Genomic DNA, 26,961 nt, shown 5'->3' on the forward strand with positions numbered 1-26,961 from the left:
GGGCATGTTCCCATCCTCTCGATAAAGGAACGGAACGAAACCCAGGGCGGTTCAGTGGGCGCACCAGTCTTCGATGAGACCACGGGGGTGCATCCAGTACTCACCGGCGACGCGGTTGAGGAACGCGAAGGTGGATTCCTCGTTCCGCGAGGGCGTCGGGTCGGTGCGCTCGTGGGCGTCGAAGACGGGCAGGCGCGTCGCGGTCATCTGTCCACTGTGTCATGGAGCGTCTCCGGTTACACACCCTCCACCGCTACTCGTTGCTCATCTGCCCGAGCCGAATGAGGTTCAGAGCTGCTTTCCGCCGCAAGTCCCGCGTTGCCGGCAGGTCGTAGAACGGTGTCATGCTCCCGATGACCGGGAGTTCCTCGTCAACGTGCGCTTGGAGGAAGGTCATGTCGAAAGCATCGGTGATGTAGCTCAGGTCGCCGAAGTTGCTGAGCCGATCCTCGCCGGTCGTCGTGGTCGTCACGGGCAGCAACCACCCAACCAAGTCGAGGGTGTCCACACCGTTGGTCATCATCTCCTGCAGAGTGCCGCGTACCGCGGCCGGGGAGTGCAGTCGCCAGTAGAGGACGACTGATCTGAGATTGTCGTCGATGTCATACGGCGACTTGGCGGTTGCGGCAGCGCTCAGAAGCAGCTGCCGGAACACCGAGTCGAGCGTCCGTAGGAGGGCCGCCTTCGTGGCTTCTCGACGTTGCGGATCATCGCGAGGGTTGTACTGCCATCCGTCGACGGCATGGACGAGTGCGGCCATGAAACGCGCGTTCGCAGCGGTGGACGCGAGCTGTCGTGCGAGAGCCTGAATGCGCAGCTCCGGCATTCGCAGCACGAGGGACGCGGCGAGTCCTTCGATTCGGGAGGAGACCATGGTCTCGCGTTCCACGGTGTGCCAGTGTTCCTGGATCCACGCGACGAGCTGTTCGCTGGCCACCTCGGCGGCATCCGTGTATTGCCAGATCTTGCGTACGGCGAGTTCGGGCTGGGAGGCCATGACCATCGCGAGTGCGGTCGCCGCTTCGGTGTCGTTGTGTGACCCGGCGATGTCCACGACGCCGTCGCGCACAGCCTGGTCGGCGATGTCGTCCGCGGGCACACCGAACGCAAAGTACCGGTCGAAGTAGTCCCGGTGGTGGATACGCCCCGGTTCCGGTTCCGGCGAGCGATATGGCTCGTGCCGGGACAGGTCTGCTCGTCGGTAGACGGGTTCAAGCGCCGGGAACAGGAGTTGCAACAGATAGAAAACATCTTCCACGTCGGTGTCTGCGACGTGGGCACGCTGCAGGCGCTGTACCCACTCGGTCCTGATCTGTTCGCTCGTCGGTTTGGGTTCGTGAACATCTCGCAGCGAGAAGATGCTCGTCCCGAGAAGCTCTTTCTGGTGTCGTTGGATCAGGGCGTAGACGCCTGGCTCCATGGTCCGGAGCCAGGTGAGGAGGAAGAAGTCATCGAACGCGACTTCCTCGCCGAGGGCGCCGAGGAATGCGTCGACCTGCCCGAACACGCGTTTGAGCGCTCGGGGACTGCGTAGTCGCTCGGTGAGGACCTCGTCGAATGCGTTGGTGAGGCGTTGGCGCTGCTGCGGGGTGATGGTGACGTGGTGCTGCGCGGCGACATGACTGATGGCGCGGTCGACAACCTGGTCGATGTCTGGATGGCGCAATAGGGGCATGTCCAGTCGCACCTGCACGATCTTCTCGAGGTAGTCCAGTGCGCGTCTGTCATTGTCCGCCGCGACAAGGTCGGTCTTCGCGAGGAGATCGACGATGGTGTGCTCGTCGTAACTGAGTAGGTAGTAGACGTGAGGGAGACGTCCTACGAGCCGGACGAGCTTGAATACGTGAAGCAGCTCGTCGGCGGTCAATCTGTCGAGGTCGTCGATGAGGACGAGCACCGGTTGCTTCGCCTCTCGCAGGGCGCTCTCGATTTTGTCTCGCTGCTGGATGAGACTGTCGGATGCCGCATCGAGAAGCTGGCGGAAGACGCGTTCACCGTCCACGCCCACGAGGCCAGCGAGCCCCGCGAGTGGGGCGGCGCCATGTCCGAACTTCAAGAGCCGGTCCTTGCGGTCGTTCCACTGGGCATCGCGGGGGAGCGCGTCGCGGAGAGCTTGAAAGAACCCGACGTGCAGGTCGAGTGCCCCGGAGTACATCCAGGGGTTGAACTCTGCAACGCACCATTGCTCACCATCGAGAGCGCGTCGTGTGCTGTCCTCGGGCTCGCTCAACCGACGGCTGAGCCCGTTCAGCACGGTCGTTTTTCCGGAGCCCCAGGCGCCGACAAGCGCCACAGTGCTGGACGTGCTCTGTCCGCGCACGCGGCCGAGCACCTCGATGATCCGCTCGATGAGGTGCGCGCGTCCGAACAGTTCTTCGTCGTCGAGCTCATCGAGGGGGTCGTCGCTGAGCCAGGCCTCTTCGAACGTGCGCGTCATGGTGTCGATCCTGGCATGGGTCCGTGCGCGCAGATCACCGCGGTCGTGGGCGACGCGCATCTGAGTAGTCGGGGCCATGCGAGACAGCGTTGTCCGGTTACAGCCGTCACCCGACGGGGCTGTGGAGTCGGTGTCAGAGCAGTCTTTCCCAACGGCGACGAACGGTCCGGCGCACGTAGAGCAGGGTGATCTGCGCCCGGGTTTCACGGCAGAGGATGCGGTATCCGCCCGCGTAAATGCGGAGGATCCTCCGCCCCGTGAGGCGTTCTGCGCAGGCGTCGTATTCGAATCGGGCCGAGGCGTGCTCAACGGCGAGGCGCCAAGTCGCGGCGACCGTGTACTCCGGTACGGGCATGCAGTCACCGTAGCGCCGCGCGCCATTCAAGGCGATATGTCAGTACTGTCCATGCCTTGACGCCAGAATGAGTACATGGCCGCCGACGTCAACTGGCTCCTCAGCTCTATCGCCCAAGGTTCCGCCGCCATGATTGCCGTCGTCGGCGGTCTGCTCGTTTCCCGGTATGTGGGGCTACACGCGGAGCAGGAGGCCGCTCGCCGACGTGTCAGCGACGTTGACGCGCGTCACACCGGGGCGACACAACGCGCGAAGGCCGCGCAGACGGATCTCCGCGATATCGAGATCAGCTCGCTCATCAACTCGGGCGATGTCTACGACGCGCTTCTCGCCGACGGCCTCACACGCGAACACCTCTTCGTCATCACAGGAGGGGGCCGGTCTGGGTTCGACGACGACGAAGTCACGCGCCACCTTCGCGAGCTGAAAGCCGAACTCCTGAACGCGTACGCCCACTTGGACCGAACTGTGCCGGGCGCCGCCAAGCACCCCATCTGGATTGAGTTCCGGAGCGCCCATCTGGACCTCCCCGTCACGAACAACGAGGCTTGGCGATGGTCGTACGACCAGACGGTTCGCAAACGGCGAACCGCGGCGTTGGCGAGCACGGACGTCTGGCAGAGCTGACCGCCCCGAGGCTCGTGTCTGACGTCCCGTCGGCGCGGAAGAGGCTGATGGACCGAATCGAGCGGGCAGAGGCCGAAGCTCTCGCCGCCGCCCATGAGGCGCAACTCGCGCGCGAAGCGCTCGAAGCAAGCCGGCAACCTGCAGGGTTCTCACTCGCCATCCAGGTTCTCACCGCCCTCACGCTCCCGGGGATCGTCGTCCCCGTTGTCGTGATGGGCTTTGCCGTCGCGGGACTCCCCGTGGAGTGGAGGGTCACAGTCATCGGAATCTTCTTCGTCGGGTTGACAGTTCTGGTCCGCTACCTCTTCGTGTACGCCAGTTTCCTCAGGGACGGTGGGCGTCAGACGTTGCCGAAGACGGTGTTCGGCCTGTTCTGGAGGGAGCGCCGTGCGAAGGCGTCACGTCGCGTTGCCTAATGCACGGGTGACGGAGCGACTGTGCGCGATGACGATATGTTGTCGGCATGAGCGATGACCCGACCGGCGATGTGACTGAACCGGACGAGGGTGTGGGGGAGGCGGGCGTGGCTGACGACACGGGCGCGCCCGCGGACGACGAGACCGTCGTGCCCGAAGAGCCCGATTCCGCGCGTAGGTATGACCTCGGCAACAGCGTCTCCCAAGATCTCGCCCGCTCCTATGCTCGGTTCGGCGCGAACGAAGCCATCGTCAACAACGCCAACCTGTCTCGCATCATCGCCTCACTGAGCGAGAACATCCAGGCGAACTTCATGAAGCAGGCCAACATCGGCGCACTCATCGAGTCGGTGGTCAAGGCGAACAACATCCAGCTGGAGCAGATCGCGCGCACGGCTGCACTGTTCACCAGTCAGGCGATGGGCGATTCCCTGTCCGTCGCCTCTCTATACCCGGCGCTGCAACTTCATCGCGGTTCCCGATCCGCCACGGCCCCACGCGCATCACGATCCGCGTTCGCGTTCTTCGACACCCACGCGGTGGTCATCGACAGTGTCAGCACACTGCTCAAGGCCCTCTACAAGGTGCAGCAGAAGCAGCACGAGCACCGGCTGGTATGGCGGGGGCAGCAGGACGCGACGTGGGAGGTGCACTCCTCCTTGTACCGTCAGCTCGCGGAGAACGGGGCCGTCGACGAGGACCGCATCGTGGCAGCCGAGATCGAAGAACTCCGGCAGGCCGAACGGTGGGGCAGAGACCTCACCCGCCCACTGAACTTCTTCGCCGAACTGCAACATCATGGCGCTCCCACCCGTCTCATCGACGTGTCGACGGATCCAGAGATGGCGTGCTGGTTCGCGGTGGAGGAGCACCCGGGCCACGAAAGCGCGGACGGACTTGTTCTCGCGTGGGGACGCTCGCCTCGGGTCGGGAAGCGCGTTGCCGCCCCGAACGAGAACCTCCCTGCCCTCTTGGGCGACACACCGTTCTGGCATGCCTGGGAGGACGATGAGCATCGTCGTCCTGCGGACTGGGGGACGGGCACGCGGACGTGGACGTGGTTCCCGCCGGCGCTGAGCGACCGGATGCGCGCTCAGAGAGCAGGCTTCCTCCTGGAAGCCGGTCCCATCCTCACCAGCGATGTGGTGAGCGTGTTCACTGACGCGTTGGAGAAGGATTGGCGGGCGTCGGAGATTGCACGGGCGACCTCCATCGTCGGCCTCCCGTCCCGTCATGATGTGCTGACCAAACCGAACGCCGCGAACCTCGTCCCGGTGTTCGCGTTCCGGATCCTTGCGGAGGCGAAGGAGCCGATCCGCGCCTACCTGGAAGGCAAGGGCCTTCATTACTCGAGCGTCTACCCTGACCTCGGTGGGCTCGTCCAACATCTGCGGGGTCCTTTCGGTCCGCACTGAGTCCCGCTACCGGATGGTGATCCCGATGTCCTGCAGGTAGGGAAGGGCCACGAACGCGTAAAGGTCGCGCACAATGTCCGCAGCAGCGGAGCCCCACACGCGTATTTGTGCACTGATGTATCAGTGACGAGACTCCGTAACCACTTGAATTGAACGACCGGCACGCCCGCCTGGGGTGCCGCAAGGGGAGAGAAATGCCCGACGAACGTCATATCGCAGTCCTGGTCGGCAACGGCCTCTCCATCGCCTTCAACCCTGCCCTGAACCTGCGAGCCATCACGACTGAGATGGTGGAACGCATGAGGGCCGCCTCTGACGATGGCAGCGACGTCGTCACCGCGATGAAAGAGATCGCCGAGCGCGCCCTCCCCGCCGGGGTGACAAGCGAGGATGACTTCGAGATCCTCGTTGGCGCGTTCGGGGCGGAAAGCCGCACGATGGGCTACCTGGAACGGTTGGCAGCACTGACCCAACCTCAGGATCAGGAACTACAGGCTGCGATTCAACGTGTTGCCACGTTCGCGGCGCGTGTCCGGGACACCGGCCTGTCACACGTGCTCCAGGTCATCTTTGAGAACTCCCACGCCTACTCCGATGACGCCGAGCACCTTCACGCCTTCGTCTCTGCCATCGAGGGCGCTTTCGACGGGCGAGTGACGTTCGCGAACCTCAACTACGACACACTCTTGCTGTCTGCGGTGCTCGCCGGCTGTGACCTCTCGCAGGTTGTCGATCTGGCCCACGGGGCTCGCCGGGTGACTGTCGTCGACACCGACGGGAACACCGTCGCGCACGTTCCTGCGCTGCGCACGTCGGCGTCGGAGTTCCCGTCCTCTCGACGGATTCGATTGCTGCATCTGCACGGCTCAATCACTTACTGGGCGCGCAAAGACGGGGCCATGTACGCGAAGCTCAGCCGCGAACACCTCGAGGACCTGGAACAGTGGCAGGCCGTCCGTGATGACACGACAAGCCTTCGACCTGTTGTCGTGCTCGCGAACCAGCGCGACAAGTCCGCTCACGTGCAGGAGTACCCGTTCAACCTCGCATACGAGATGTTCGTGGACGCCCTCAGCGGTGCAGATCACTGGCTGATTGTCGGGTACTCATTCCGAGACGATCCCGTGAACGCGAAACTGCGGGCGGAGTTCAACGACCGTGTCCGCGAGGAGAAGCCCCGCGTGCTTGTCGTCACGCACGGCGATGACCTAGCCGCTCACGACGTCGAACGTGCTTTCGGCTGGGGACAAGAGGACGGGTCTTCCGTCGACTGGCTGACCATCGTGCGCACCGGCGCGGACGGTGTAGAGCGCACCGCGGAGTGGGACGACTTCATCGCCTGACTTTTACCCGTCCGCATCATGGTCCAGTTCGATGGCGTTGCCCCACACCCAGCATCGGAATGTCTGTCTATCGGCGGTGAAAGTGATGCCCGCGGCTTTTGGCTTTGACCGAAGGAGCACCGCATCTACGCGGATGGGCTCTGGACCGAACCGTACCCACGCTTAACTGCCCGCGCTGATACGCGTGACGTTCTTGATCGAGATGGCGAGAGAGCCAGTTCCATGCCACCCAGTGGGTGCACCGTTCCATGCGCACGCATCATCCGTCGCGCACCCCGGGCCCGTCTGTCCGATAGGCGCCCGACTGTACGGCGCGAGCTAACCCTCCGTAGGCAGCCGAGCGTCGTGAATTACCGCTGAGATGTCCAGCGCGGGATACAGGGCTTCGGCCTGGGCGTCGAGATATGCCTGCAGGCCGTTTGCCTTCGAGCCCACTGCCGCAGCCTTCGAACGGTCCGTGATCTGACTCTTGGGGAAGGTGACGACCAAATAGATGCCGTGTGTGAGCCCAGCTCCGGTGAGGTAGTCGCGCGCGAGCTGCTCGGGGAGACTTGTCTTGACCTCGCGATTCCAGATGCCCTTCACCTCCACCACGACGACGTAGAGCTCTCCGCTCTGGGGGTCCCGAACCTCGACTCGGATGTCGTTGCGTCGCCCCACACCCTGGCCCGTCGGACTCACAACCTCGACTTCACGATTGATGACCAGTCCACTTTGGGCAAGAAGCAGGCGCAACCCATGTGAGTACCAGTCGGATATCCGGTTCTCGTCCTTGGGGCTGGCATGCGGGGCGTGGTTGTTCCAGAGTGCGAACGCTTGAGGTGTCTCGCCGCGCAGCCACTCCGCCATCTTGCCTAGTGCGTCTAGTGTCGCGATCTTCACGTCCCGTGCGCTTCGGATCAAACGCGCGTTTTCCCGCTCCAGCACAGCATGGAGCTCTGAAACGGTGAGGGGGGACCAGCCGGTGATGCGGTACGCCTCGCGAGCACGCGTGACAGCGTGAGCGGTCACTTCCCCGGAGACTTGCTCTGCGACTGCAACGACGGCGGTAAAGCTCTCCCGTGTTCCTTCATTCACAACGCTTGCGAGTAGTTGGTCCCGCCATTCGGCGAGCTCCTCCTGCGGCGACACCGAGTGCACCCCGCTCGGGAACGACTCGCCAGGCGGGAACAGTGAAGCGACAGCCTCATACACACGGACACGGATGCTGATACCCACATCAGCGAGCGACACAGGTTCGAAACGCTCCCGACCTGCGAAGCGTGGAAGAACGCTCGGAGCTAGCGATGGGCGGTTGATCAGTAGCAGCTCCAGGAGCTCCAGGCCGGCTGATGGGCTGTGGCGCAGCGCCCTCTCGAGAATTGCCGCCAGCTCGTCCTCAGAATTGGACCTCTCGATGCGCCGGCGCATCCATCGCAACGCTCTCTGCGCATCGACGTTCAGATAGAGCGTCGCCAAGTCCGCCCTGCTGGATGCCTGGGCGCGGATCCCGTTCTGGAGTTCGACTGACATCGAAGGCTCCATGAAGTCTTCAAGTCCGGTGAGATGGTTGCTCGCGCTGGCTCCGCGGCTTACACGGCCAAGATGCGCACGGATCGCCTGGGTGAGTGCTACGGCGTTGACCGAGAAAGAAAGACGCAGCAGTTCCTCGCGGACCGGCGCCACATTGTTGACAGCAGGGAACTCGAGGATCGCGGCGTTCACATGAGACCAATCCTCAGCGGTGAGGCGGTCCAGCGTGGACCGCGCGTGGATGAACACCGTGTGCAGCGCTTGATAGGCCGCCACCGACCCGTATCCGACTCGCCGCGGGATCGGCTTGAAGAACTCGCGCGCACCGGCGTCAGTGAGGTAGTTGATTGCCAACTCGCAGACCTCCGCGCGCACCCGGTGGTCGAGTTCGCGTGAAGCGTCGGATGAAAGGAGGTCGGATACGATGTCATACCCGAACTGTCGATGCTCAAGGTTCACATTCAGCCATCGCGCGAGATCCCAGAACCGTCCCGCATCGTCACGAGAGTCCTGGACCCGGCGCCGAACGCCGCTGGTGTACTCGTCCGAGCTCATCGGCCCGGCCTCGAGTGGATCGGTAGCGTCCATCTCTTCGCGGTCGGCACGAAGCTGTGCGCTAGCACGACGGGCGAGCTCCGAGTCCAAATCGATGGCGTCGAACCGGTAGCGGAAGAACTCCCACAGGGGAGTGTCGCGAGCGTCCCACATGAGCTCCGTGTCGTCTGCGCGTGCCGAATCAAGGTAGCGGTCTATCAATTCTCCCCAGAGGGCGAGTTCGGCTGTCGGAGCCAGCTGCGCGGTCTCGGTCATCCAAGAAAGGTCTTCTCGGCCGAGCAGCGGCTTTCCGCCGACATCGCGGAGGCCGTGGAGTCGGAACCAGCCGATCTTGTCCGGCGCCATTGCTGTTGCTAGCGAACGAATGAGGTTGCGGCGGAGGTCCTCGCTCATTGACACACGGGATACGGGGATGCGACGGTCGGCGGCTGATATCTGAGCATGTAGTGCGGCGACTACGTCGGCGGGGATCGGGTCGTTCTCGGGGATCGCACCGATCCGGATTGACATCGCCTGCTCCACCAGAGCCCTGAGGGCACCCCGGCCGTTCCACGTCCGCCTATCCAGAACGTCGCTCGATGCGGCCCACAACAAGATGTGGGTGGCGTGCTCGACGGTGAGAATCTCGGTCAAGTGGCGGAGGAACATCGAGTAGCTCCCCACGTAGTGCTCCGGTGGTGGAACCAGCAGCTGAATCAAGAGTTCGGGGCTCAGGGCTTCGGGCCAAAGCGCTCTCAGGACGAGGCCGCGCAGTTCAGCGGTGCCATCCTCTGCGAAATAGTCCGGTTCGAGAACGCCTGTGGCGAGTATCTGGTCGGATAGCCGTTGCCGCATCAGTATTCTGGCGGACCGCTCTCGGATGGCAGGGCTCGCAGTGCGGTCGGCAAGTAGTGCAGTGACGTCATCCTCAGCGCCCTGAACGTAGGAGTCGCTCAGGATTCGAAGCGCCACACGACGCTCGACATCCGTGCCCTCACGCAGAGCTCGCCCAAGTCGCGAGCCCAGCACGCCGTGTTCAAGTCCAGACAGCTCATCTCTCCAGGAGATGGCGCGCTCGACTGCGGGTGCTCTCTGCAAAAGAAGGTCGACGAGCTCCTCCGCGAGCTCAGGAACGTCCAGAGCGATCTTGTTCCGCGCGAGACTGATGGGATCGAGCTCGACCAACCAGTGGAACGCTTCGCGGTCGAGCGCAACCAACCAGGTCGCGACGTCGGCCATCTGTGGCGGGATCACATCGCCATCGGGCACTACCAAGATCGACTCAAGCTGTGAGCGCGGGATCTGGTGCCGGATCAAGAACTTCGCGGCCAGGAAGTCTTGTAGACGCCGGTGTGCGAATCGTCGTTCGTGTGGCCCACTCGACGCAAATAGTGGAGTCTTCAACACGGCCTGGAAATCACCATAGTCGATGGCGGCGGGCCGGTCAGCTACTGGGCTCACACCAATGAGCTGCTCGGTCTGTGTCGCCTGCGCAGTATGGCCTTCTGCGTACTGCGCGTAGTCGGTTGTTGCGGAGAAGGTAGCGAAGGCGGCGAGGCGCTCCGCCGTGGCAAGCTGACGCATCGGGGTAGCCGACTCGGCGGTGGTCGGACTGTAGTCATCGACGGAGGTCCGGCCGAGTGATAGGTCGATTGCACGGTCGAACAGATCCGGCCTGGACGCGGGGAACGAGCCGTCTACAGCGTAGATATCGCACAAAAGTTTCAGTGTGTACGGGATCGCGGCCAGGGAGTCGAGCCTGCGGCGTGAGAGCTCACTCTGGAAGACCGCAGCATTGATGGTCCGACTGGCCGCGTACTCGGCGACATCGCTTCTCCTCAGCGGGAGCAGTACGTGGGCGGCCCCTGCATCGAGGTCTTCGAACAAGCGTTCGAGCGCGAATACAGACTCGGCGGTGCGGCAGGCGGCGATGACCGTCCATCCTTTGTTTGTCAGGCGGGTAAGTTCGCCACGCAAGAACCGGACGAAGTTCCCGATGAGTGCCGGTGCCTCGTCGACACTGTCGAGCAACAGGATGGGGTTCGAACCGTTAGAGGCGAGTCGTTCGAAGGTGAGCTCCATGCTGCGAGAGGACGAGCACTCGCGTAGGTCTACGAGCTCAACCGATTCACCAGCTGTGAGCCACTTCTCCTTGAGGTGACGGAGCGCGGTCGACTTACCGATCCCGGGCTCGCCCAACACCAAACTCGCGACCCGGTGCCGCAGCTCCACAAGATCCATGAGGGACCCGTCATCGCGTTCTGCGAGCTCTGGTGTGTACTCGCCGGTGAAGCCGACGGACTGGGGGGATACGAGGCGATCTACAACGGTCACTTGACCACGCTAGCGGCGTGACCCTTCAGCGCGGGCAAACGACCGGCGCCGGAGGGCGAGTGGGGTCGTAGCTGCAGCCTCACTCGTCGGGGCTGTCGTGAGCGCGGGTGAGAGCGGACTCGGCTTCGCGTTGTCTGAGTCCGAGTCTTTGGTGCGAAATCCCGAGGTCGGCGGATCAAGTAGGGAGCGGGCTACCGGCCAAGAGGAATAGCGCTCGCGCAGCGGAGGATTTGGCCGCGTACATGGTGTTCATGACCCCTGAAGGCTCAAGGCATCTGAGAGAACCGAGAACACCCCACCACACCAAGAAGGCCTCCGCGCAGCGGGGGCCTTCAGTCGTAGGCCGGACAGAGCGGGATTCAGGGAGGCGCGAGCGCCGGCATCCCGCATCCGTCACCGGGTGAACTCGCACGCAACCTGCGCACTCTACGATGTCGAGCACATCGAGGGTGGAGGAGGCGGATCGTGGAACTCGAAGCACCGGTCGGACATGTCGTGCATCTCGTCCGCTCGTTCGACGACGCCGGAGTGCCGGAGAGGATCGGCTTCGGCAGGCCCATGCCCACCGCCGGCAAGTGGACGGTCTGGGCTCTCCTCGCACTCGCCTCGATCGGCGCGGCGATCCTGCTGTTCAACCTCTGGACGAGCAACCCGCAGTGGTGGTTCAACGTGATCTTCACGATCATGCCGGTTCTCTTCCTCGGCGGCTGCGCGATGGCCGTCGTGGGCTCCGGTCGGCAGGCACGTGCGGAAGCGCTGCTGGCCGAGCGCTGGGCGCAGATCAGGCACCGTGCCACCCCGACAGAAGGGCGCGTCACGGATCGTGCCGTCGCTCTCCTCGACAAAGGCGGCGCGTCATCGTTCGCGCTCATGGTCACCGACCCGTCGGGAGCACAGGTCCACGCGCGCTGGCACCGCAGCAATCCGGACAATCAGAGCGACACCCTTCTGCAGACGCAGATTCCGGCCATCGGCTCCACGGCGCGCATCTGGTCTGTCGGGATGCCGGATGCTGACGCCCTCGTCATCGTGGAAGCGCTCGACCCGAGCGTGGTGCAGTAGGACATCCGCCGATATCGGTGACACCGGAGGCCTCCAGCCGCCATACTGAGTCCCATGGGATCAGCGTTGACCACCATCGGGCTCCCGGTCGCCCTCGGCATCATCATGCTGGGTCTGGGCCTGAGCCTCACCATCGCCGACTTCGCTCGCGTTCTGAAGCAGCCGAAGGCGGTTCTCACAGCGCTGGCGTGCCAGTTGCTCATCCTGCCCGCGATCTGCTTCGGGCTCGTGCTGCTGTTCCAGCTGCCGCCGGTGCTCGCGGTCGGCATGATGATGCTCGCGGCGTCGCCGGGCGGCACCACGGCGAATCTCTACAGCCACCTGTTCCGAGGCGACATCGCGCTGAACATCTCGCTGACCGCGGTGAACTCGGTGATCGCCGTGATCACGCTCCCGCTGATCACGAACTTCGCGATCATGTACTTCCAGCCGTTCGACGATCAGCTGGGACTGCAGTGGGCGAAGGCGCTCGAGGTGTTCGCGATCGTGCTGCTCCCTGTCGCCCTCGGGATGCTCGTTCGCAGGTACTGGCCGAAGTTCGCCGACGGGATGGATCGCCCGGTGCGGATCGCGAGCGTCATCATCCTGATCGTCGTGATCGCGGGAGCCGTCGCGTCCAATTGGGAGCTGCTGGTGAACAACTTCACCGGTCTCGCCCTGATCACGATCCTGTTCTGCCTGATCAGTCTCGCGGTCGGGTACGTGGTTCCGCGTCTGTTGAAGATCGGGCGACGCCAGGCGATCGCGGTATCGTTCGAGATCGGCATCCACAACGCGACGCTGGCGATCGTGATCGCTCAGACCGTCCTCGGATCGGTCGAGCTGAGCCTGCCGGCCGCGGTCTACGGCGTGCTGATGTTCTTCGTCGCTTTCGGCTTCGGATTCCTCATCCGGGAGCGCGAACCGCAGACTGCGATGGCCTCTTAGGTCCGAGGCCTTCCTAGACTGGAGCGATGCGAGCGCTCACCGAATCCGACGTCCGCGCGTCGTTCGTCAACGCCACCGAGGAGGAGCTGCGGCTGATCGAGATGCCGCACGATTTCCTTCTCGTCGACTGGGACTTCCACGATTTCCTCGCCTGGCGCGATCCGGCATCGAGCAAGCGTGGATGCGTGGTGGTCGAGATCGACGGACGGCTCACCGGTGTCGTGCTGCGCTCGACCGACCCCGGCCGTGCGCGCACGGGGATGTGCAACATCTGCCACACGATGCAGCCGGGCGGGCAGGTCGCCCTGTTCTCCGCGCGTCGAGCGGGGGATGCCGGACGCCGAGGCGACTCCGTCGGAACCTACATCTGCGCCGACCTCTCGTGCCATGACAACGTGCGGCTCGCGCATCCGCTGGCTCCGAACGAGATCCGCGTTCCCGGTCAGATCGACATGCGCCTCGACGGCACACGGCGCCGTATGGAGGGTTTCGCCAAACGAGTTCTGGAGCCGCTGGACTGACGAATACGCTGGGCGCGACGAACTCACCCTGCGCTTCGAAGGAGATGCCATGAGCGAACCCATCCTGTTCTCGGTCGACGGAGGGCTGGCGCGGCTGACGCTGAACCGCCCGACGCGCCTCAACGCCTTCAACGCCGATCTCGCCCGTGCCTGGCGCGATGTGACGACCGAGGCGACATCCAGGGACGACGTCAAAGCGATCCTGCTGGATGCCGCTGGGCCCGCGTTCTGCGCGGGCGGCGACGTGCTCGACATGGCGACGACGATGGGTGCGGGAACCGACATCGCGGATCTCGCCGGTGTGATCAACGCCGGCATCCGCGCACTCACGGAATCGAGCGTCCCCGTCGTGGCTGCGGCCCATGGCACCACCGCGGGCGGCGGTCTCGGCATCCTGCTCTGCTCGGATTACGCGGTCGTCGGCGGGCGCTCGAAGATCGGCAGCCTCTACGCGAACATCGGGCTCACGCCCGACCTGTCGGTCTCGGCGCAGCTCGCCGCAGCGGTGGGCCAGCGCCGTGCCCTGCAGCTCGTGCTGCAGGACCGACTGCTCACCGCCGACGAAGCCATGGAATGGGGGCTGGTCGCCGAGGTCGTGAGCGGTGCGGATGCCGCGGACGAGGCCGACCGCGTGCGTGGACGAGCGGAGGAGGTCGCGCGTTTCTGGCTCGCCGGGGCGGCCGATGCGTACGGCCAGGCGAAGCGATTGGTGCGCTCACGCCCAGAACGGTCGTTCACCGAGCAGCTCGATGAGGAGGCGCGCTCCATCGGAGCGGCCTTCGACACCGCGGATGCGAAGGCGCGCGTCGCCGCGTTCGCCGCAGCATCCGCGAAGAAGGCACGCTGACTCGTCGCGAAACTTGCCCACAGGCAGCGACGAGCTCTGCACGCGCAGGTCGCGGCGTGGCAGGATGAGAGCAATCGGCTGAAGAGGGGAACTCCATGTCAGAGGTCAGCACGCAATCCAAGGGGAAGACGAACGCCTCTCTGATGATCAGGGGCGCGATCTGGATCGCCATCGGCGCATTGATCGCGGCTGCGCTCGTGTGCGTCGTGTGGGTGCTGATCGGCGATCAGGACGGCATCATCGGTCGCGCGTTCCTCACGATCCTGCTGCTCGCGGCGTTCGCCGGCATCGCGATCCTCGAAGCCGGGCTCGCACCCAAGAGGCCGGACTGGCTGGCGTTGGCGAGCATGATCACCTGGATCGTCGCGCTGCTGGTCGGTGCCGTCAAGATCTGGCTGCCCGAGGAGCCGGGGGAGTACGCCGGCGGTATCACGCGCTTCTTCCAGCTGGTGCTCGTCGTCGGCATCCTGCAGCTCGCGCTGCTGCACGTGCGGCTGTTCACACCCGCGGCGAAGCGCTACGTCACGACCTTCACCACGATCATCTACTACGCGACGATCGGCGTGCTCGTGCTGCTGGTCGCGATGCTCGTCATCTACCTCACGCTTCCCGACACCTTCCACTACGCCGATCTGTACTGGCGCATCGTGGTCGCTCTGGCGATCTTGGCCGCGGTGGGGACGACGCTCATCCCGCTGCTCAATGCGCTCTTCGCGCCGAAGCGGCCGAATGCGGCGCCCGCCGCCTACGCGCCGCCCTCGTACGCCGCCGCTCCCGCGCTCGCGGCAGGGGGTCAGCAGCAGCCCGTGCAGCAGCAGTGGCCGACGTACGCCGACGGCGTGACGCCGTTGCCTGTGCTGCAGGACGGCTCGCCCGACTGGAACGCCTATTACACCGGGTACCCGACGCAGCAGCAGTACTCGTACTCGGGTCAGCAGTTCCCGGAAGTCAACCAGTACCCGGCGCAGACTGACTACCAGGCGCAGACGGAGTACCCGCCGGCGGCGCCGGAAGCGCCTGCCGCTGCTCCCGAGGCGCCGGAGCAGATCTACCCGCCGCAGCAGGGCTTCGTGTCGTCTCCTGATGCCCCGATCGGGCCGGACGGGCTGCCGGTTCCTCCGGCCGGGGCGCCGCCCGCACCCGACGGCATCGCCGGTGACACTTCAGCCCTGAATCTGCCGCCTGCGCCCGACGTGCCGCCTGCGCCCGATGTGCCGCCTGTTCCGGACCTTCCTCCGCAGCAGCAGACGCAGCAGCAACCCCCGGCGCCGAGTCAGCCCCCGGCAGCGCCTGGTGCGTTCCCGCCGCCTCCCCCCGCGCCGCCGCAGTGACCGCGGCGCTGGGTCTGGGAGAACTCGCGGCCGACATCGCGCGCGAGGCAGGTGAGCTCGCACGGCTCCGACGTGCAGACGGGTTCCTGCTCGCGGCCACGAAGTCGACTCTCGCCGACATCGTCACGGAAGCCGACCGCGAGGTCGAGGCGCTGATCCGCGCGCGCCTGAGCGCCGAGCGACCGGGCGACGGGTTCCTCGGTGAGGAGTCCGGTGGTGGTGAGAGCACGACAGGAGTGACGTGGGTCGTCGACCCGATCGACGGGACCGTCAACTACGCATACGGCATGCCCGCGTACAGCGTGAGTGTGGCAGCCGTCGAGGGCGGTGCCGATCCGAACAGCTGGAGTCCGCTCGCTGCGGCCGTCTACGCGCCGGTGATGGGGGAGCTCTTCACCGCCGAGCGCGGCGAGGGTGCGTGGCTCGGCAGCATCCGTCTCGCGGTGACCGATGAGACACCGGCGGGCGCGTTGCTCGCGACGGGGTTCGGTTACGATCCTTCAACGCACGACGGCGACCTGCTCACGGTGCGGCAGATCATGCCGATCGCGCGCGATGTGCGGCGGATCGGTTCTGCCGCGCTGGACCTCAGCTACGTCGCCGCAGGCAGGCTCGACGGCTACTTCGAACGAGGCCTGAATCCGTGGGACTTCGCCGCCGGAGCACTTCTGGTCACCGAAGCGGGTGGCGTCGTGACGCGTCGGGACACGGCATCCGCTCGTCCGATGCTGGTCGCCGCCGGTGCGCGCGTGCATGCGCAGATCTCCGGCGTCCTTGACAAAGAGAATTGAGGATCCGTACATGGCATTCTCAGCGCCAGCACGGTAACGTTTACCCGTTCGTTACCTTCGATGCCCGAACGTCGAAGGTCAATAGCCCCCCAGCGTGACGAATCCCCGAGAGAACCGTTTTGCCCCTTGACACCCCTATGGCTGAGCCTGCGCCCTCGCGCCGTTCCAGCCGTCGCCGGACCGCGGCTTCCGTGACCCCGGCAGGTGTTCATGAGACCTCTTCTGTCGAGGTCGTCATCCCGACTCTCTCCCGTCGCGAGGCTCGCGAACGTCTTCGTGCCGCGACCGCAGAGCCGCAGGTCGCCGCATCCCAGAACGCCGAAGAGATCGCCGACTACGTCGAGGGCGTCGTGTCCGAAGGGCCCGTCGTCATCGAGCTGGTGCCGGCCGCGGAGGTCGGTCGCGAACCGGTCGCCGAGGCTGCCGCTGAGCCGCAGGACGCAGAGGATGCATTCACCGCCGCTTCTCTCGCCTTCCGCGCGCTGACCGGGGAGCAGAAGGCGTTCACCGAGCCGGAGACGCCGACCGCCAGTTCCCTCCCGACCGAGGCGACCACCGCCCACGTCGCACCGCGCAAGAGCCGTTCACGTCGCAAGCTGGTCGCAGCCTGCGCCACCATGAGCATCATGGGGATCGCCGGTCTCCTCGCGGTCTCGATGACGTTGCCCGCCGAGGCCGTCGCCGCAGCCCAGGGCATTCCGGCGCAGGCGACGACCTCGCTCGTCGCGGCGTCGTCCGGCGCAGCATCCGATGCCTCCGACGACGAGATCCAGGCGTACGTCGCCTCGTCGGATGTGCACAACGAGGTGCTTCAGCGCACCGATGACTACTCCACGCTGTCGCTCGGTGACCTTGCTGCGGAGCAGGGCATCGCGTTCTCCGACTCGCTGTACACGAATGATCGGACTGCGGCCATCCAGTGGCCGTTCGCCGTCGGTGTGGGCATGAGCTACGGGTACGGGATGCGTGACGGACGTCTGCACGAAGGGCTCGATCTCGTGCCCGGCGACGGCGCGCCCGTGCAGGCCATCGCCGACGGAACCGTGCGCATCGCGACCGAGTCCGGCGGCAACTACGGCGTCACCGTCTACATCGATCACATCATCGACGGGGCGCTCATCACGAGCCACTATTCGCACATGCAGTACGGCTCGCTGCGGGTCGCCGCGGGCGAGACCGTGAAGGTCGGCGACATCATCGGGCTGGTCGGGAACACCGGACGTTCCTACGGCGCTCACATGCACTTCGAGCTGATCGTGAACGACTCGACCATCGATCCGCTTCCGTGGCTGCAGACGAACGCCGGACGCAAGTCCTACTGACCGTCTCAGTTTTTGAGAACGCCGAAGAAATGGTATTCTCGTGTGGTTGCCTTCACGGGTGACAACGCCCCGATAGCTCAGTGGTAGAGCACTTCCATGGTAAGGAAGGGGTCGTCAGTTCAATCCTGACTCGGGGCTCGCAGCATTCGCTTTCATGTTCTTCATGGGCGGGGATGCCGTGCGGCAGGGTAGCTCAGTTGGTGAGAGCGCACGACTCATAATCGTGAGGTCGCGGGTTCAAGCCCCGCTCCTGCTACAGATGAAAACCCCCGGGAGATCGGGGGTTTTGTCGTATCCGGGAATCTGCCTGGATCGGCGGGTGTGTCTTGAGGTGAGTCCCTGTGCCGGATTTGTGCCGGTTGGGGCGTCGAGAACAGCCACACTGGCCCGTCATCGCCCTGCCGAGGTACGTCTAGTAGGACGGCGGGCAGTAGCCCTCGGAGCCTGGCAGTCTTCCGGACGGTATGACGAGCCAGGCTCACGTGTTCCTACAGCCGGGTGACCCGGGGCTCGACGATCGCATTGGCGCGACGGATCCAGTCGCCGCCGTTCGAGTAGCACCAGGCAACGGCATCACTCACCCAGAGCAGCGGATGCTGGCGCGACATGCCGGTACTGCATCTCCGAAGATCCAACGCGGCGGATCGCGTCTGCGATCAGTCGACGGTCGGCGCGCTCAAGAGACTCGTCTCTTTCGATGATCAGCTGCGCCGCACCAGCGCGGACGGCCTCGTCAGCGAGTGCGCCGAGGACAGTGGTCGCGCTTCCTTGTCTGACCGCTGCTTGACGACCCACACGGACACGCGTACCTCGAGAGCGCACATGCGCGAGAGGATCTGGGGGCGTCGACTGTCGCTCTCACTCTTGAAATGGATGCGTCGCTGACCCGGCTTGAGGAGATCGCGCAGCGCCCGGTCAGACGGCTGAACGTCGCCGATTGCGGTAGCAGTCGCAACGACGTAGTACCCACGCGCCTTCGACTCGTCGACGTAGACGCGGTCATTCGGGCGGAAGGTCGCACGACAACCGTTGACTGCAGGTCAGACGTGCCATCAGCGGCGGTTCCTTTCCCAATGGACGTCCTCGGAATGGATCTGTGAGAACTTTCTTTACTCGTTCAAGGCCGGCCTAGCGGCCGGCGAAAGCGGGATGGCATCGTCTGCGGTCCGTCCGGTCCTCGCTTCGCTGCGGTCCGGGCGGTCCTCGACAACGCCATCCCGTCGTCGCGCCTGGTAGCCGTGCTTGGGGGCGTGCGACACTATGGGAACAAGCGAAAGGGCCACTGTGACGGATCAGTCAACTAGCTCACGGAATCAAGACTTCCGAATCCAGGATCTCGTAGCCTTGGTGCAGTCAGGGCAGATCAGGATCCCCGAGTTCCAGCGCTCCTTCCGTTGGGCCGCAACGGACGTGCTTGCTCTCTTCGACAGCATTCTGCGCGGCTACCCATTCGGCGGGATGCTGCTTTGGCGGCGGGATGCGCCAGCGGGGCGCCTGACAATCGGCGCCCTCGAGGTCGACGCGGATGCGCGTAGGGACGCACTCTGGGTGATCGACGGTCAGCAGCGCATCACTAGTCTCGTCAACGCAGTCGACCCAGACGCCGCACGGGACGAGCGATTCGCGATCTCCTACGTACTTTCGAAGCACAGATTTGCGCTCGCCAAGGATGTGAAGAGCGAGCTTTCGGTCCCGCTCCCAGATCTGTTCGATTTGGGAAGGGCTTTCGCTTGGCTGCAGCGAAACCCCGACGCGGCGGAGTATGCCACGGAGATTCAGCGTGTAACGGGGCTGCTGCGCGACGTCCAGGTGCCTGCCTCGGTGATCGAGGAGGGCGACGAGACACTCCTGCGGGAGATCTTCGATCGAATCAACTCAGCGGGCAAGCGGCTTCGTGGCTCCGAGATTTTCGATGCCATTCATGGCGCTGGTGGGGACGATGTCGGCACGCTATCGATGTCGGCCATCGCGGACCGCCTTGACACTCTCACCGAGTTCGGCAGGCTCCCCGATCAAACGATCTACCAGGCGATCCTCGTTATTCGCCACCCAGACCTCACTCGCAATATCCGGTCGGAGTTTTCGGGAGACCGAGAGGCGGCGGTCGCATTCATTGCGGATACCCAAGCCGACGCATATCGTCGAGGCGAGGAATCACTCCTTCACGTTGTCCGATTCCTCCAGTCCGACGCCGGTGTCCCGCACAGCGCCTTCGTCCCCTTCCGTTTTCATCTTCTAGTGCTGGCCAGGTTCTTCGCACACTTTCCGGAGCCTGCACCACGCAACCTGGAGTTGCTGTCGCGCTGGGTGTGGCGTTCGACTGCGCTCTCGGCACAACTTGGCTACACGGGATCGACGGCGAATATTCGATCGCTCGCGAACCTTGTTCAGTCCGGCGACGAGAGCGGAAGTGTTCAGCGGTTGCTCGACGCAACGCGCACGGAAAGAGCCATCCCGTCGCCAGACCTTCGGGCCTTCAGAACCAACAACTCATCAGGGAAAGTGATTCTCGGTGCGCTTTGGGCTCTGGGCCCAATCAACCCTGCGACGCGTGCCCCCCTAACTTATGGAGATCTAGCCGCAGCACTAGAGTCGGAGACCTCGCCTCGAGATGTAGCCCTTCAACTTCTCCCGCAGGAGCCCGCTTCTAACGCTGCGAATCGCGTACTCGCCGTCGTAGACCGGGCGAGATTCTTCGAGGATCTTGACCCGAATGCCTGGACCTCACACCTCCTCGACGAGGAACTTATGCGGCTTTTGACAAGCACGAGGACAGATGATTTCCTCTCGCGTCGCCAACTGCTCCTGAATGAACACGTGGCACGCTTCTTGACGGAGAAGACCGGTCTCGGGCTCGAGCTGACGCCTCCGCTTGAGGAGTTCAACTTCGACCACCTCGACGATGAAAATGGGGACGAAGAACTCGTCGTCATCGACGTGCCGACGGCGAACCCATGACTGTCGCTGCGCATGCGGTGCAACTTGGCGGTCGTAGAGTTGGCACGATTTTGCAGCGGGGTGACGTCGCTCGTTATGTTTTCGAGGATGGCTACTGGGAGGAGCCCGACCGGGACGTTCTAAGCCTTTGGTTCGAAAATAACCCGCGGCAGTCACCGCAAGCGGCTCTTCGCCTTCCTCCCTGGTTCTCCAATCTGTTGCCGGAGGGCCCGCTCCGGAATTGGATCGCCCATGACCGAGGCGTGAGCGTCGATCGGGAGCTCCAACTACTTCTCCAAATCGGGCAGGACCTCCCCGGCGCCGTTGAGGTGGTGCCATTCGACGGTGAGTTAGACGAGGCAGAGCTGAGTGTCCCCACTCATGCATTGCCGACGTCGGATGGGGGTCCGTCACCGTGGAAGTTCTCGCTCGCGGGAGTCGGCCTGAAGTTCTCCATGCTTCGCCACGGCGATCGGCTGAGCATTCCGGCGGCGAACCAGCTCGGCGACTGGATCGTCAAGTTCCCCGATGCCATCTACCCTGATGTTCCGTCGAACGAGTTCGCGACGATGAGCCTCGCAAAGGAAGTCGGCATCCGGTGTCCTGAGTTCAGGCTTGTTCATCGTGATGAGCTGCCTCCCGTGCCAGAGGTGATGTGGCCCGGTCGGGAGGATCTTGCTTATGCGATTGCGCGTTTCGATCGCACGCCGGACGGTGGACGCATACACATCGAAGACTTGGCCCAGGTTCGTGGCCTGTATCCGCATCAAAAGTACTCGGGGTCGTTTGAGACCGTTGCAGGTCTGCTATATCGCGGAATCGACCACGGTTCCCTTCAAGAGTTCGTGCGTCGACTGACCTTCAATCTCCTCGTCGGGAACGGCGACGCGCATCTCAAGAATTGGTCACTGATTTTCGAGGATGGCCGTCACGCCGCGTTGTCTCCCGCGTACGACTTGGTATCAACAGCCGGATATTACGCCGGCGGGACACCGGACGATCTAGGCCTAAGATTCGGCGGTAGTAGGTTGCCTCACCGAGTGACACGGTCGGACTTTGTCCGCCTGCAGAACGTGCTGCATGTCGCTCCGGCCGATGTGTTGGATGTCGTCGACGGTACGCTGGAGCGCTTCTTCGAGGCGTGGGGCGCCGCGTCGAGGGAGTGCTTCCCTGCGCATGCTCGAAGTTGGATCGCTGAGAACTTTGAACAGATGGCTAAGCAGATCAGCGGTGCGGATAGGTGAACGTCTGCCGGGTCCGTGCCGGTAACTCCGCTGAAAGCACTCTCGACCAGCCGCGACCAACCATGACAGCGTCCGCGGATCACGCGGCGAACGATGGCGAACGAGCACCCACCGGCCCACGGCATACGACTCATAATCGTGAGGTCGCGAGTTCAAGCCCCGCTCCTTCTACAGGTCAAGACCCCCGGAAGTCCGGGGGTTTTGTCGTATCAGGACTCAGCCCGAAGAAGCAGCGTCGGCGATCGTCGGATCGGCCGCCGCCTCCGACGGATCGAATGCGGCGCCTCCGATCATGAAGATCCCTCGCTGCGGCATCCAGAAGTCCCCGAGCCTGGTCTGCCGAGGCAACCGTTCGACGGTGCCGAGATCCTCACCGCCGATCGATGCCTGCGACGACTCGACGACCCACATGCGCTGCAGCCTGGCCTTGAACAACTGCGCGTTCGGAGTCTTCCCTGTCATCCCGATCCGGCCGGCGCGAAGTGACGGGCCGGCGACGGCGCCGAGCGCGGAGAGGAATGCTTCGCTCTGCCACAGCCGTGCAGGCAACGTACCGGCGACGCGCGACATCATGCGCGTCATCGGTGTGGTGGCGAGCGTGACCGACCAGCGCAGATCGATCTCGTCACCTATGGTCACGACGAAGGTGCGCTCGCCCGTCCAGTCGACATCGATCCTGTGCACGGAGGTGGACTCCAGTGCACGCCCGAAATAGCGGGGACAGGAGTATTCCGCGTCGACGGTCGTGTAGATCGTCCAATCCTCCGCAGGAGTGCGCGCCCAGACCGACGTGTACCGCGGGCCGATCGACGTGACGGGAAACCGTCGAAGACCCAGCACGTGGCCGGAGCTGAAAGGCAGGCTCATGAGCGCGTAGCCGGCGAACCGTTCGGCGGTGCCGGGTGCGAGCTCGGAGCTGACCTCCGCCTGAGCGACCAGAGTTCGAACACTGTCCATAGTGTCCTCCAGGCCACACGATACTCGCGTCTGCGACCCAACGGCAGGTCGATTCGTGGGCGGCAGGGAGCGGATCGCACCGCCGCGGGATAGTAGCTGTTGGCCGCGCCCGCGGGCGCGTTCCGGAATCGTCACCTTCGGGGTCGTCGGATACGTCGCGAAGGGCATCGCAGTCGCGGTGGCCGGTGTCCTTCGTGGTTGCCGCGCTTACGCACGACCCCGAGGTCGCCGGGGGACTGGACTCCGCCCTGCGCACGCTGGCCGGACTTCCGTTCTGCGCTCGGGTGTTCGCGTCCAGTGGGAATCTAGCCGGTGACGGCGTGCGTGGCTACCTGTTCGTCCCTCTCGGAGGGCCTCACATTCTTCCGCGCTGCGTCGTCGGATCATCAGAGACATGCATGACGCATGCGTGGAACACTGAGCTGCGCGCAACAGGGAGAAGGCAAGGACATGACGACAGTGAACCTCAGCAAGACCGACCAGGTCGCATATCGGCAGGTGCTCGATCTGGACGGGCAGGTGTCGCAGGCGCTCGCGGATGCGGGCGTCGACGAGAAGCTCGTCGAGTTGGTGAAGGTCCGGGTCTCCCAATTGAACGGATGCGCGTACTGCCTGCGCCTGCACACGCGCGGTGCGCTGGAGAAGGGCGAGTCGACCGATCGGCTCGCCGTCGTCGCCGCATGGTGGGAGTCGCAGTACTTCTCCGCCACGGACCGGGCGGCACTCGGCCTCGCGGAAGAAGTGACGAAGATGTCCGTCCCTGAGCGTTCGGACTGGGATGACGGCTCGCTCACCCCCGAGCAGATCTCGGCGATCAGCTGGCTCGCGATCATGACGGGCGTGTGGAACCGCATCGCCGTGCGCAGCCACTACCCCGTGGCGCCCTGAACCTCGGCGCCGCATCGCGTCGGCGTCAGGGCCGACGCGGACCCGGGCCGGGCTGTGGTTGCAACAGCGTCGCGATAGACCTCAGCGTGCCTTCGAGCTCGACGGACGGCTCGAGCAGCCACTGGATCTGAAGACCATCGGATGCCGCGACGACGAGCGCCGCGAGATGCTCGGCCGGGACGTCGTCGCGGATGCTGCCATCCTCCTGCTGCACCCGGAAGCTCGTCGTCAGCTCGCTGCGCACGCGCTCGAAACGCGCCGAGAAGAATTCCCGGCTGACCTCGCTGCTGCTCTCGAGTGCCGCAGCGACCAGCGTGGAGTACAGCTGCACGAGCCCTGGCACCTCGACGTTCTTGACCGCGGCATCAGCCATCGAATCGACGCCGCGGAGGGGCAGGGGAGCGCCCTCTGCGCGCCGCGCCGCATCGGCCGCGGCACGCTGCGCCTCGGCGTGCGCGTAGACCGCGACGAGCAGCTGCTCCCGCGAGTCGAAGTAGTGCAGAAGCGCGGCGTGCGAGACGCCGATCGCCTCGGCGATGCGCCGCAGGGACGTGCCGTCGGCGCCTCGTTCGCGGAACACCTCGATCGCGCGATCCAGGATCTCCTGCCGTCGGGCGACGCCCTTGGCATGCGCTCCGCGGCGTCCGATCACCGGCTCTGACTCCATACGAGACAACATATCCGAGAGACGCCGACAATTAACCTCCATGTGGAGGTTTCGTGATAATCTCGTCGCATCCGCGCCTCGCGCACCCCTCCACAACGACGTACGAAGGAAGAATCATGGCTCTGCCCCTCGCCTCAGTGCAGCTGTACTCGCTCGCGAGCGAGTTCTCGGCCGACATGCACGGCTCACTCGAACGGCTCGCCGCGATCGGGTTCACGACGGTGGAGGCGTTCGACTTCGTCGGCCGTCCGGCCGAGATCCGCTCGGCCTTCGACGCGACGGGTATCGCGGCCTCGACCGGCCACGCGCCGCTGCTGTCGGATGAGCTCTGGACGCCGGATGGCGCGATCCCCACGCCCAAGCCCGAGATCGTCTTCGAGGCGGCGGCCGCCATCGGCATGACGACCGTCTTCGACCCGTTCGTCGCGCCGGAGCGCTGGCTCACGGAAGACGGCGTCGCCGACATCGCGGAGCGCCTCAACCGTGCCGCAGACGTCGCCGCGACCTTCGGGCTGTCGGTCGGTTACCACAACCATGCTCAGGAGTTCGTGGCGTCGTTCGGCGACCAGAGCGCTTACGAGCGCTTCATCGAGCTCACCGACGAGCGCGTGCAGATCGAGCTCGACCTGTTCTGGGCGCAGACCGGCGGGCAGGATGTCACGTCCCTGGCGGCACGCCTCGCAGGCCGCCTGACCGCCGTGCACGTGAAGGACGGCATCATCCCCGCCGTGAACCCCTGGGGCCCGGACGGCTCGAAGTTCTCCTCGGACAGCCTCGACCAGCGGCATCCGGGAACGGGCGATGTTCCGCTCGCGGAGGCGCTGCGCGCCAACGACAACATCGCGTACGCCGTGATCGAGTACGACCACGCGCCGGGTGACGTCTTCGACGACATCGCGGCCGGGTTCACCTTCCTGAAGGACGGCGGGTTCGTCGCATGAGTGCGCCCCTGGGCGTCGGCATCATCGGCACGGGTGTCATCAGCCAGACCTACCTCGAGAACCTCACCTCGTTCCCCGACGTGCGCGTCGTCGCCGTCGGCGACCTGATCCCCGACCGCGCCCGTGCGAAGGCGGAAGAGCACGGTGTGCCGGTGTGGGGCGACGCGGATGCTGTGCTGTCGCACCCCGACGTCGACCTCGTCGTGAACCTCACCATCCCCGCCACTCACATCGAGATCTCCGCGCGCGCCGTCGCCGCGGGCAAGCACGTGTGGACCGAGAAGCCGATCGGAATGGACCGCGAGAGCACGCTGGCTCTGCTTCGCGAAGCGGATGCCGCGGGCGTGCGCATCGGGTCGGCACCGGACACGATCCTCGGACCGGGCTTCCAGACCGCCAAGCGCGCGATCGCCGAGGGCATCATCGGTACCCCGCAGTTCGTGCACACGGCGTTCCAGACGCAGGGCCCCGACCTGTGGCATCCGGAGCCCGCCTTCCTGTTCGCCGCCGGCGCCGGCCCGTTGCTCGACATGGGGCCGTACTACTTCTCGGCACTGGTCAGCCTGCTCGGTCCGATCGCCGGTGTCGCGGCGCGCGGATCGCGCTGGCGCACGGAGCGGCAGATCCACACCGGGCCGCGTGCGGGGGAGAGCTTCTCCGTCGAGGTGCCCTCGACCGTGCAGGTGCTCTCGACTTTCGAAGGCGGCCAGCAGGGCACGCATCTGCTGAGCTTCGACTCGGCGCTCGAGCGTCACGGCGTCATCGAGATCCACGGCAGCGAGGGCACGCTGGTGATGCCCGACCCGAACACGTTCTCGGGCCGCACCGCCTACGTCAAGCCGCTCGGCGTGCTGCGCGACGGCATGTCGACGACGCAGGAGTGGATCGACATCGAAGAGCAGGGTACGGTCGTCGGCCGTGGTCTCGGCGTGCTCGACATGGCGCGCGCCATCGCGGCGGATCGCCCGCACATCGCCACCGGCGAGCTCGGCTACCACGTGCTCGACGTGCTGCTGTCGGCGCAGGATTCGGCGGCGTCTGGCCAGTACCTCGAGATCGAGAGTACGGTCGGCGAGGTTCCCGTGATGCCGGCCGACTTCGATCCGTTCGCGGCGACGCTCGGCTAGGCGCTCGGCGCCCCTCTGCGGGCGTTGAAAGGAGGAGAGTGTCGGTCAGGCACTTTCCTTCTTTCATACGGCGTCGGGCGTGTGTGGAGACGATCGAGCCCGCGTGTCAACGGGGATGGCGAAATCGACGGGCAGCGCGAGTCTGATGGCAACTGATCCCGACCAGAACGGAGGACACCATGTCCGATTCGCTGCCCGACGAAGAAGGCGCCATGCCCGACGAGGACGGCGTGCTGCCCGGTCAGGACGTCGACCCCGACCTCGGTCCGAGCACAGGGGCGTCCGATGACTCGGAGGATGACCCTGAGAAAGACTCTGACGAAGACGACGAGGACGTGGACCTGGCTGATCTGCCGTGATCGGCGAGTCCGGCTGAACCCGACCCCACCGTTCGAAGTTCGGTACATTGGTCACGTCATGCATTGT

At 64.8% G+C, this 26,961-nt stretch carries 23 protein-coding genes and 2 tRNA genes; 19 read left to right on the forward strand and 6 right to left on the reverse strand.

The window, feature by feature from the left end; translation table 11 throughout:
• Positions 1-51: 51 nt before the first annotated feature.
• From ACYVG2_RS00005 to ACYVG2_RS00015, 3 genes are read right to left on the reverse strand one after another with little or no spacing between them, the layout of a single operon-like run.
• Positions 52-207 carry a hypothetical protein gene (locus ACYVG2_RS00005; RefSeq protein ID WP_460779098.1) on the reverse strand — a complete coding sequence of 52 codons (156 nt, stop codon included), beginning with the start codon at positions 205-207 and terminating at the stop codon, positions 52-54.
• Between the two features lie 46 nt (positions 208-253).
• Positions 254-2,515, reverse strand: a complete 2,262-nt coding sequence (locus tag ACYVG2_RS00010; protein WP_460779099.1) for a KAP family P-loop NTPase fold protein — start codon at positions 2,513-2,515, stop codon at positions 254-256.
• A 55-nt stretch (positions 2,516-2,570) separates the two neighbouring features.
• The gene (locus tag ACYVG2_RS00015; protein ID WP_460779100.1) at positions 2,571-2,792 is read right to left on the reverse strand and encodes a hypothetical protein; all 222 of its coding nucleotides are present in this window, start codon (positions 2,790-2,792) and stop codon (positions 2,571-2,573) included.
• A gap of 75 nt (positions 2,793-2,867) precedes the next feature.
• Between ACYVG2_RS00015 and ACYVG2_RS00020 the strand changes: the two genes are divergently transcribed.
• The 4 genes from ACYVG2_RS00020 (at position 2,868) to ACYVG2_RS00035 (ending at position 6,593) form a co-directional block, all read left to right on the forward strand.
• The gene (locus ACYVG2_RS00020) at positions 2,868-3,419 is read left to right on the forward strand and encodes a hypothetical protein (RefSeq protein WP_460779101.1); all 552 of its coding nucleotides are present in this window, start codon (positions 2,868-2,870) and stop codon (positions 3,417-3,419) included.
• A gap of 47 nt (positions 3,420-3,466) precedes the next feature.
• Positions 3,467-3,835, forward strand: coding sequence for a hypothetical protein (locus ACYVG2_RS00025; RefSeq protein ID WP_460779102.1), 369 nt, complete (start codon positions 3,467-3,469; stop codon positions 3,833-3,835).
• Positions 3,836-3,882: 47 nt separating this feature from the next.
• Positions 3,883-5,250: an FRG domain-containing protein gene (locus ACYVG2_RS00030; protein WP_460779103.1), complete on the forward strand. Its 1,368-nt coding sequence runs from the start codon at positions 3,883-3,885 to the stop codon at positions 5,248-5,250.
• Between the two features lie 194 nt (positions 5,251-5,444).
• A complete protein-coding gene (locus ACYVG2_RS00035; RefSeq protein ID WP_460779104.1) occupies positions 5,445-6,593 on the forward strand; it encodes an SIR2 family protein in 1,149 nt (382 codons plus the stop codon).
• Positions 6,594-6,911: 318 nt separating this feature from the next.
• Here ACYVG2_RS00035 and ACYVG2_RS00040 read toward each other — a convergent pair whose 3' ends face one another.
• The gene (locus ACYVG2_RS00040; protein WP_460779105.1) at positions 6,912-10,973 is read right to left on the reverse strand and encodes an NACHT domain-containing protein; all 4,062 of its coding nucleotides are present in this window, start codon (positions 10,971-10,973) and stop codon (positions 6,912-6,914) included.
• 465 nt (positions 10,974-11,438) lie between these two features.
• On the opposite strand from ACYVG2_RS00040, the gene ACYVG2_RS00045 reads away from it, so the two are divergent.
• The 11 genes from ACYVG2_RS00045 to ACYVG2_RS00095 all read left to right on the forward strand — a co-directional run bounded on the left by ACYVG2_RS00045 (position 11,439) and on the right by ACYVG2_RS00095 (position 21,955).
• Positions 11,439-12,035, forward strand: a complete 597-nt coding sequence (locus ACYVG2_RS00045) for a hypothetical protein (RefSeq protein WP_460779106.1) — start codon at positions 11,439-11,441, stop codon at positions 12,033-12,035.
• Between the two features lie 54 nt (positions 12,036-12,089).
• Positions 12,090-12,962, forward strand: coding sequence for a bile acid:sodium symporter family protein (locus tag ACYVG2_RS00050; RefSeq protein ID WP_460779108.1), 873 nt, complete (start codon positions 12,090-12,092; stop codon positions 12,960-12,962).
• 26 nt (positions 12,963-12,988) lie between these two features.
• Positions 12,989-13,483 carry an FBP domain-containing protein gene (locus ACYVG2_RS00055; RefSeq protein ID WP_448964047.1) on the forward strand — a complete coding sequence of 165 codons (495 nt, stop codon included), beginning with the start codon at positions 12,989-12,991 and terminating at the stop codon, positions 13,481-13,483.
• Positions 13,484-13,532: 49 nt separating this feature from the next.
• Complete coding sequence (locus ACYVG2_RS00060) at positions 13,533-14,330, forward strand: enoyl-CoA hydratase/isomerase family protein (RefSeq protein WP_460779109.1); 798 nt, start codon at positions 13,533-13,535, stop codon at positions 14,328-14,330.
• 95 nt (positions 14,331-14,425) lie between these two features.
• On the forward strand, positions 14,426-15,661 hold the full coding sequence (locus ACYVG2_RS00065) for a hypothetical protein (protein WP_460779110.1): 1,236 nt from the start codon (positions 14,426-14,428) through the stop codon (positions 15,659-15,661).
• Positions 15,658-16,452: an inositol monophosphatase family protein gene (locus ACYVG2_RS00070; protein ID WP_460779111.1), complete on the forward strand. Its 795-nt coding sequence runs from the start codon at positions 15,658-15,660 to the stop codon at positions 16,450-16,452. The genes ACYVG2_RS00065 and ACYVG2_RS00070 overlap by 4 nt, the downstream gene beginning before the upstream one ends.
• Positions 16,453-16,643: 191 nt before the next feature.
• Complete coding sequence (locus ACYVG2_RS00075; protein WP_460779113.1) at positions 16,644-17,774, forward strand: M23 family metallopeptidase; 1,131 nt, start codon at positions 16,644-16,646, stop codon at positions 17,772-17,774.
• A 66-nt stretch (positions 17,775-17,840) separates the two neighbouring features.
• Positions 17,841-17,912: transfer RNA gene (locus ACYVG2_RS00080), tRNA-Thr, on the forward strand.
• Positions 17,913-17,956: 44 nt separating this feature from the next.
• A tRNA-Met gene (locus ACYVG2_RS00085) sits at positions 17,957-18,030 on the forward strand.
• Between the two features lie 1,088 nt (positions 18,031-19,118).
• On the forward strand, positions 19,119-20,732 hold the full coding sequence (locus ACYVG2_RS00090) for a DUF262 domain-containing protein (protein WP_460779115.1): 1,614 nt from the start codon (positions 19,119-19,121) through the stop codon (positions 20,730-20,732).
• A complete protein-coding gene (locus ACYVG2_RS00095) occupies positions 20,729-21,955 on the forward strand; it encodes a type II toxin-antitoxin system HipA family toxin (RefSeq protein ID WP_460779116.1) in 1,227 nt (408 codons plus the stop codon). The genes ACYVG2_RS00090 and ACYVG2_RS00095 overlap by 4 nt, the downstream gene beginning before the upstream one ends.
• 216 nt (positions 21,956-22,171) lie before the next feature.
• Here ACYVG2_RS00095 and ACYVG2_RS00100 read toward each other — a convergent pair whose 3' ends face one another.
• A complete protein-coding gene (locus tag ACYVG2_RS00100) occupies positions 22,172-22,912 on the reverse strand; it encodes a hypothetical protein (RefSeq protein ID WP_460779117.1) in 741 nt (246 codons plus the stop codon).
• 450 nt (positions 22,913-23,362) lie between these two features.
• Here ACYVG2_RS00100 and ACYVG2_RS00105 point away from each other — a divergent pair, with 450 nt between their 5' ends.
• On the forward strand, positions 23,363-23,800 hold the full coding sequence (locus ACYVG2_RS00105; protein ID WP_460779118.1) for a carboxymuconolactone decarboxylase family protein: 438 nt from the start codon (positions 23,363-23,365) through the stop codon (positions 23,798-23,800).
• A 25-nt stretch (positions 23,801-23,825) separates the two neighbouring features.
• On the opposite strand, the gene ACYVG2_RS00110 is transcribed toward ACYVG2_RS00105, so the two are convergent.
• Positions 23,826-24,467 carry a TetR/AcrR family transcriptional regulator gene (locus ACYVG2_RS00110; RefSeq protein ID WP_460779119.1) on the reverse strand — a complete coding sequence of 214 codons (642 nt, stop codon included), beginning with the start codon at positions 24,465-24,467 and terminating at the stop codon, positions 23,826-23,828.
• 116 nt (positions 24,468-24,583) lie between these two features.
• Here ACYVG2_RS00110 and ACYVG2_RS00115 point away from each other — a divergent pair, with 116 nt between their 5' ends.
• From ACYVG2_RS00115 to ACYVG2_RS00125, 3 genes are all read left to right on the forward strand, one after another.
• Positions 24,584-25,408, forward strand: coding sequence for a sugar phosphate isomerase/epimerase family protein (locus ACYVG2_RS00115; protein ID WP_460779120.1), 825 nt, complete (start codon positions 24,584-24,586; stop codon positions 25,406-25,408).
• Complete coding sequence (locus ACYVG2_RS00120) at positions 25,405-26,535, forward strand: Gfo/Idh/MocA family protein (RefSeq protein WP_460779121.1); 1,131 nt, start codon at positions 25,405-25,407, stop codon at positions 26,533-26,535. The genes ACYVG2_RS00115 and ACYVG2_RS00120 overlap by 4 nt, the downstream gene beginning before the upstream one ends.
• A gap of 179 nt (positions 26,536-26,714) precedes the next feature.
• The gene (locus tag ACYVG2_RS00125) at positions 26,715-26,894 is read left to right on the forward strand and encodes a hypothetical protein (protein WP_460779122.1); all 180 of its coding nucleotides are present in this window, start codon (positions 26,715-26,717) and stop codon (positions 26,892-26,894) included.
• Positions 26,895-26,961 lie beyond the last annotated feature (67 nt).

It is taken from the genome of Microbacterium shaanxiense (assembly GCF_054779995.1).

What these genes read in the sequence shown, in the direction of transcription:
- ACYVG2_RS00005 (WP_460779098.1), bottom strand. Translation starts at nt 207, where the DNA reads ATGACCGCGACGCGCCTGCCCGTCTTCGACGCCCACGAGCGCACCGAC.
- ACYVG2_RS00010 (WP_460779099.1), bottom strand. Translation starts at nt 2,515, where the DNA reads ATGGCCCCGACTACTCAGATGCGCGTCGCCCACGACCGCGGTGATCTG.
- ACYVG2_RS00015 (WP_460779100.1), bottom strand. Translation starts at nt 2,792, where the DNA reads ATGCCCGTACCGGAGTACACGGTCGCCGCGACTTGGCGCCTCGCCGTT.
- ACYVG2_RS00020 (WP_460779101.1), top strand. Translation starts at nt 2,868, where the DNA reads ATGGCCGCCGACGTCAACTGGCTCCTCAGCTCTATCGCCCAAGGTTCC.
- ACYVG2_RS00025 (WP_460779102.1), top strand. Translation starts at nt 3,467, where the DNA reads ATGGACCGAATCGAGCGGGCAGAGGCCGAAGCTCTCGCCGCCGCCCAT.
- ACYVG2_RS00030 (WP_460779103.1), top strand. Translation starts at nt 3,883, where the DNA reads ATGAGCGATGACCCGACCGGCGATGTGACTGAACCGGACGAGGGTGTG.
- ACYVG2_RS00035 (WP_460779104.1), top strand. Translation starts at nt 5,445, where the DNA reads ATGCCCGACGAACGTCATATCGCAGTCCTGGTCGGCAACGGCCTCTCC.
- ACYVG2_RS00050 (WP_460779108.1), top strand. Translation starts at nt 12,090, where the DNA reads ATGGGATCAGCGTTGACCACCATCGGGCTCCCGGTCGCCCTCGGCATC.
- ACYVG2_RS00055 (WP_448964047.1), top strand. Translation starts at nt 12,989, where the DNA reads ATGCGAGCGCTCACCGAATCCGACGTCCGCGCGTCGTTCGTCAACGCC.
- ACYVG2_RS00060 (WP_460779109.1), top strand. Translation starts at nt 13,533, where the DNA reads ATGAGCGAACCCATCCTGTTCTCGGTCGACGGAGGGCTGGCGCGGCTG.
- ACYVG2_RS00065 (WP_460779110.1), top strand. Translation starts at nt 14,426, where the DNA reads ATGTCAGAGGTCAGCACGCAATCCAAGGGGAAGACGAACGCCTCTCTG.
- ACYVG2_RS00095 (WP_460779116.1), top strand. Translation starts at nt 20,729, where the DNA reads ATGACTGTCGCTGCGCATGCGGTGCAACTTGGCGGTCGTAGAGTTGGC.
- ACYVG2_RS00100 (WP_460779117.1), bottom strand. Translation starts at nt 22,912, where the DNA reads ATGGACAGTGTTCGAACTCTGGTCGCTCAGGCGGAGGTCAGCTCCGAG.
- ACYVG2_RS00105 (WP_460779118.1), top strand. Translation starts at nt 23,363, where the DNA reads ATGACGACAGTGAACCTCAGCAAGACCGACCAGGTCGCATATCGGCAG.
- ACYVG2_RS00110 (WP_460779119.1), bottom strand. Translation starts at nt 24,467, where the DNA reads ATGGAGTCAGAGCCGGTGATCGGACGCCGCGGAGCGCATGCCAAGGGC.
- ACYVG2_RS00115 (WP_460779120.1), top strand. Translation starts at nt 24,584, where the DNA reads ATGGCTCTGCCCCTCGCCTCAGTGCAGCTGTACTCGCTCGCGAGCGAG.
- ACYVG2_RS00120 (WP_460779121.1), top strand. Translation starts at nt 25,405, where the DNA reads ATGAGTGCGCCCCTGGGCGTCGGCATCATCGGCACGGGTGTCATCAGC.
- ACYVG2_RS00125 (WP_460779122.1), top strand. Translation starts at nt 26,715, where the DNA reads ATGTCCGATTCGCTGCCCGACGAAGAAGGCGCCATGCCCGACGAGGAC.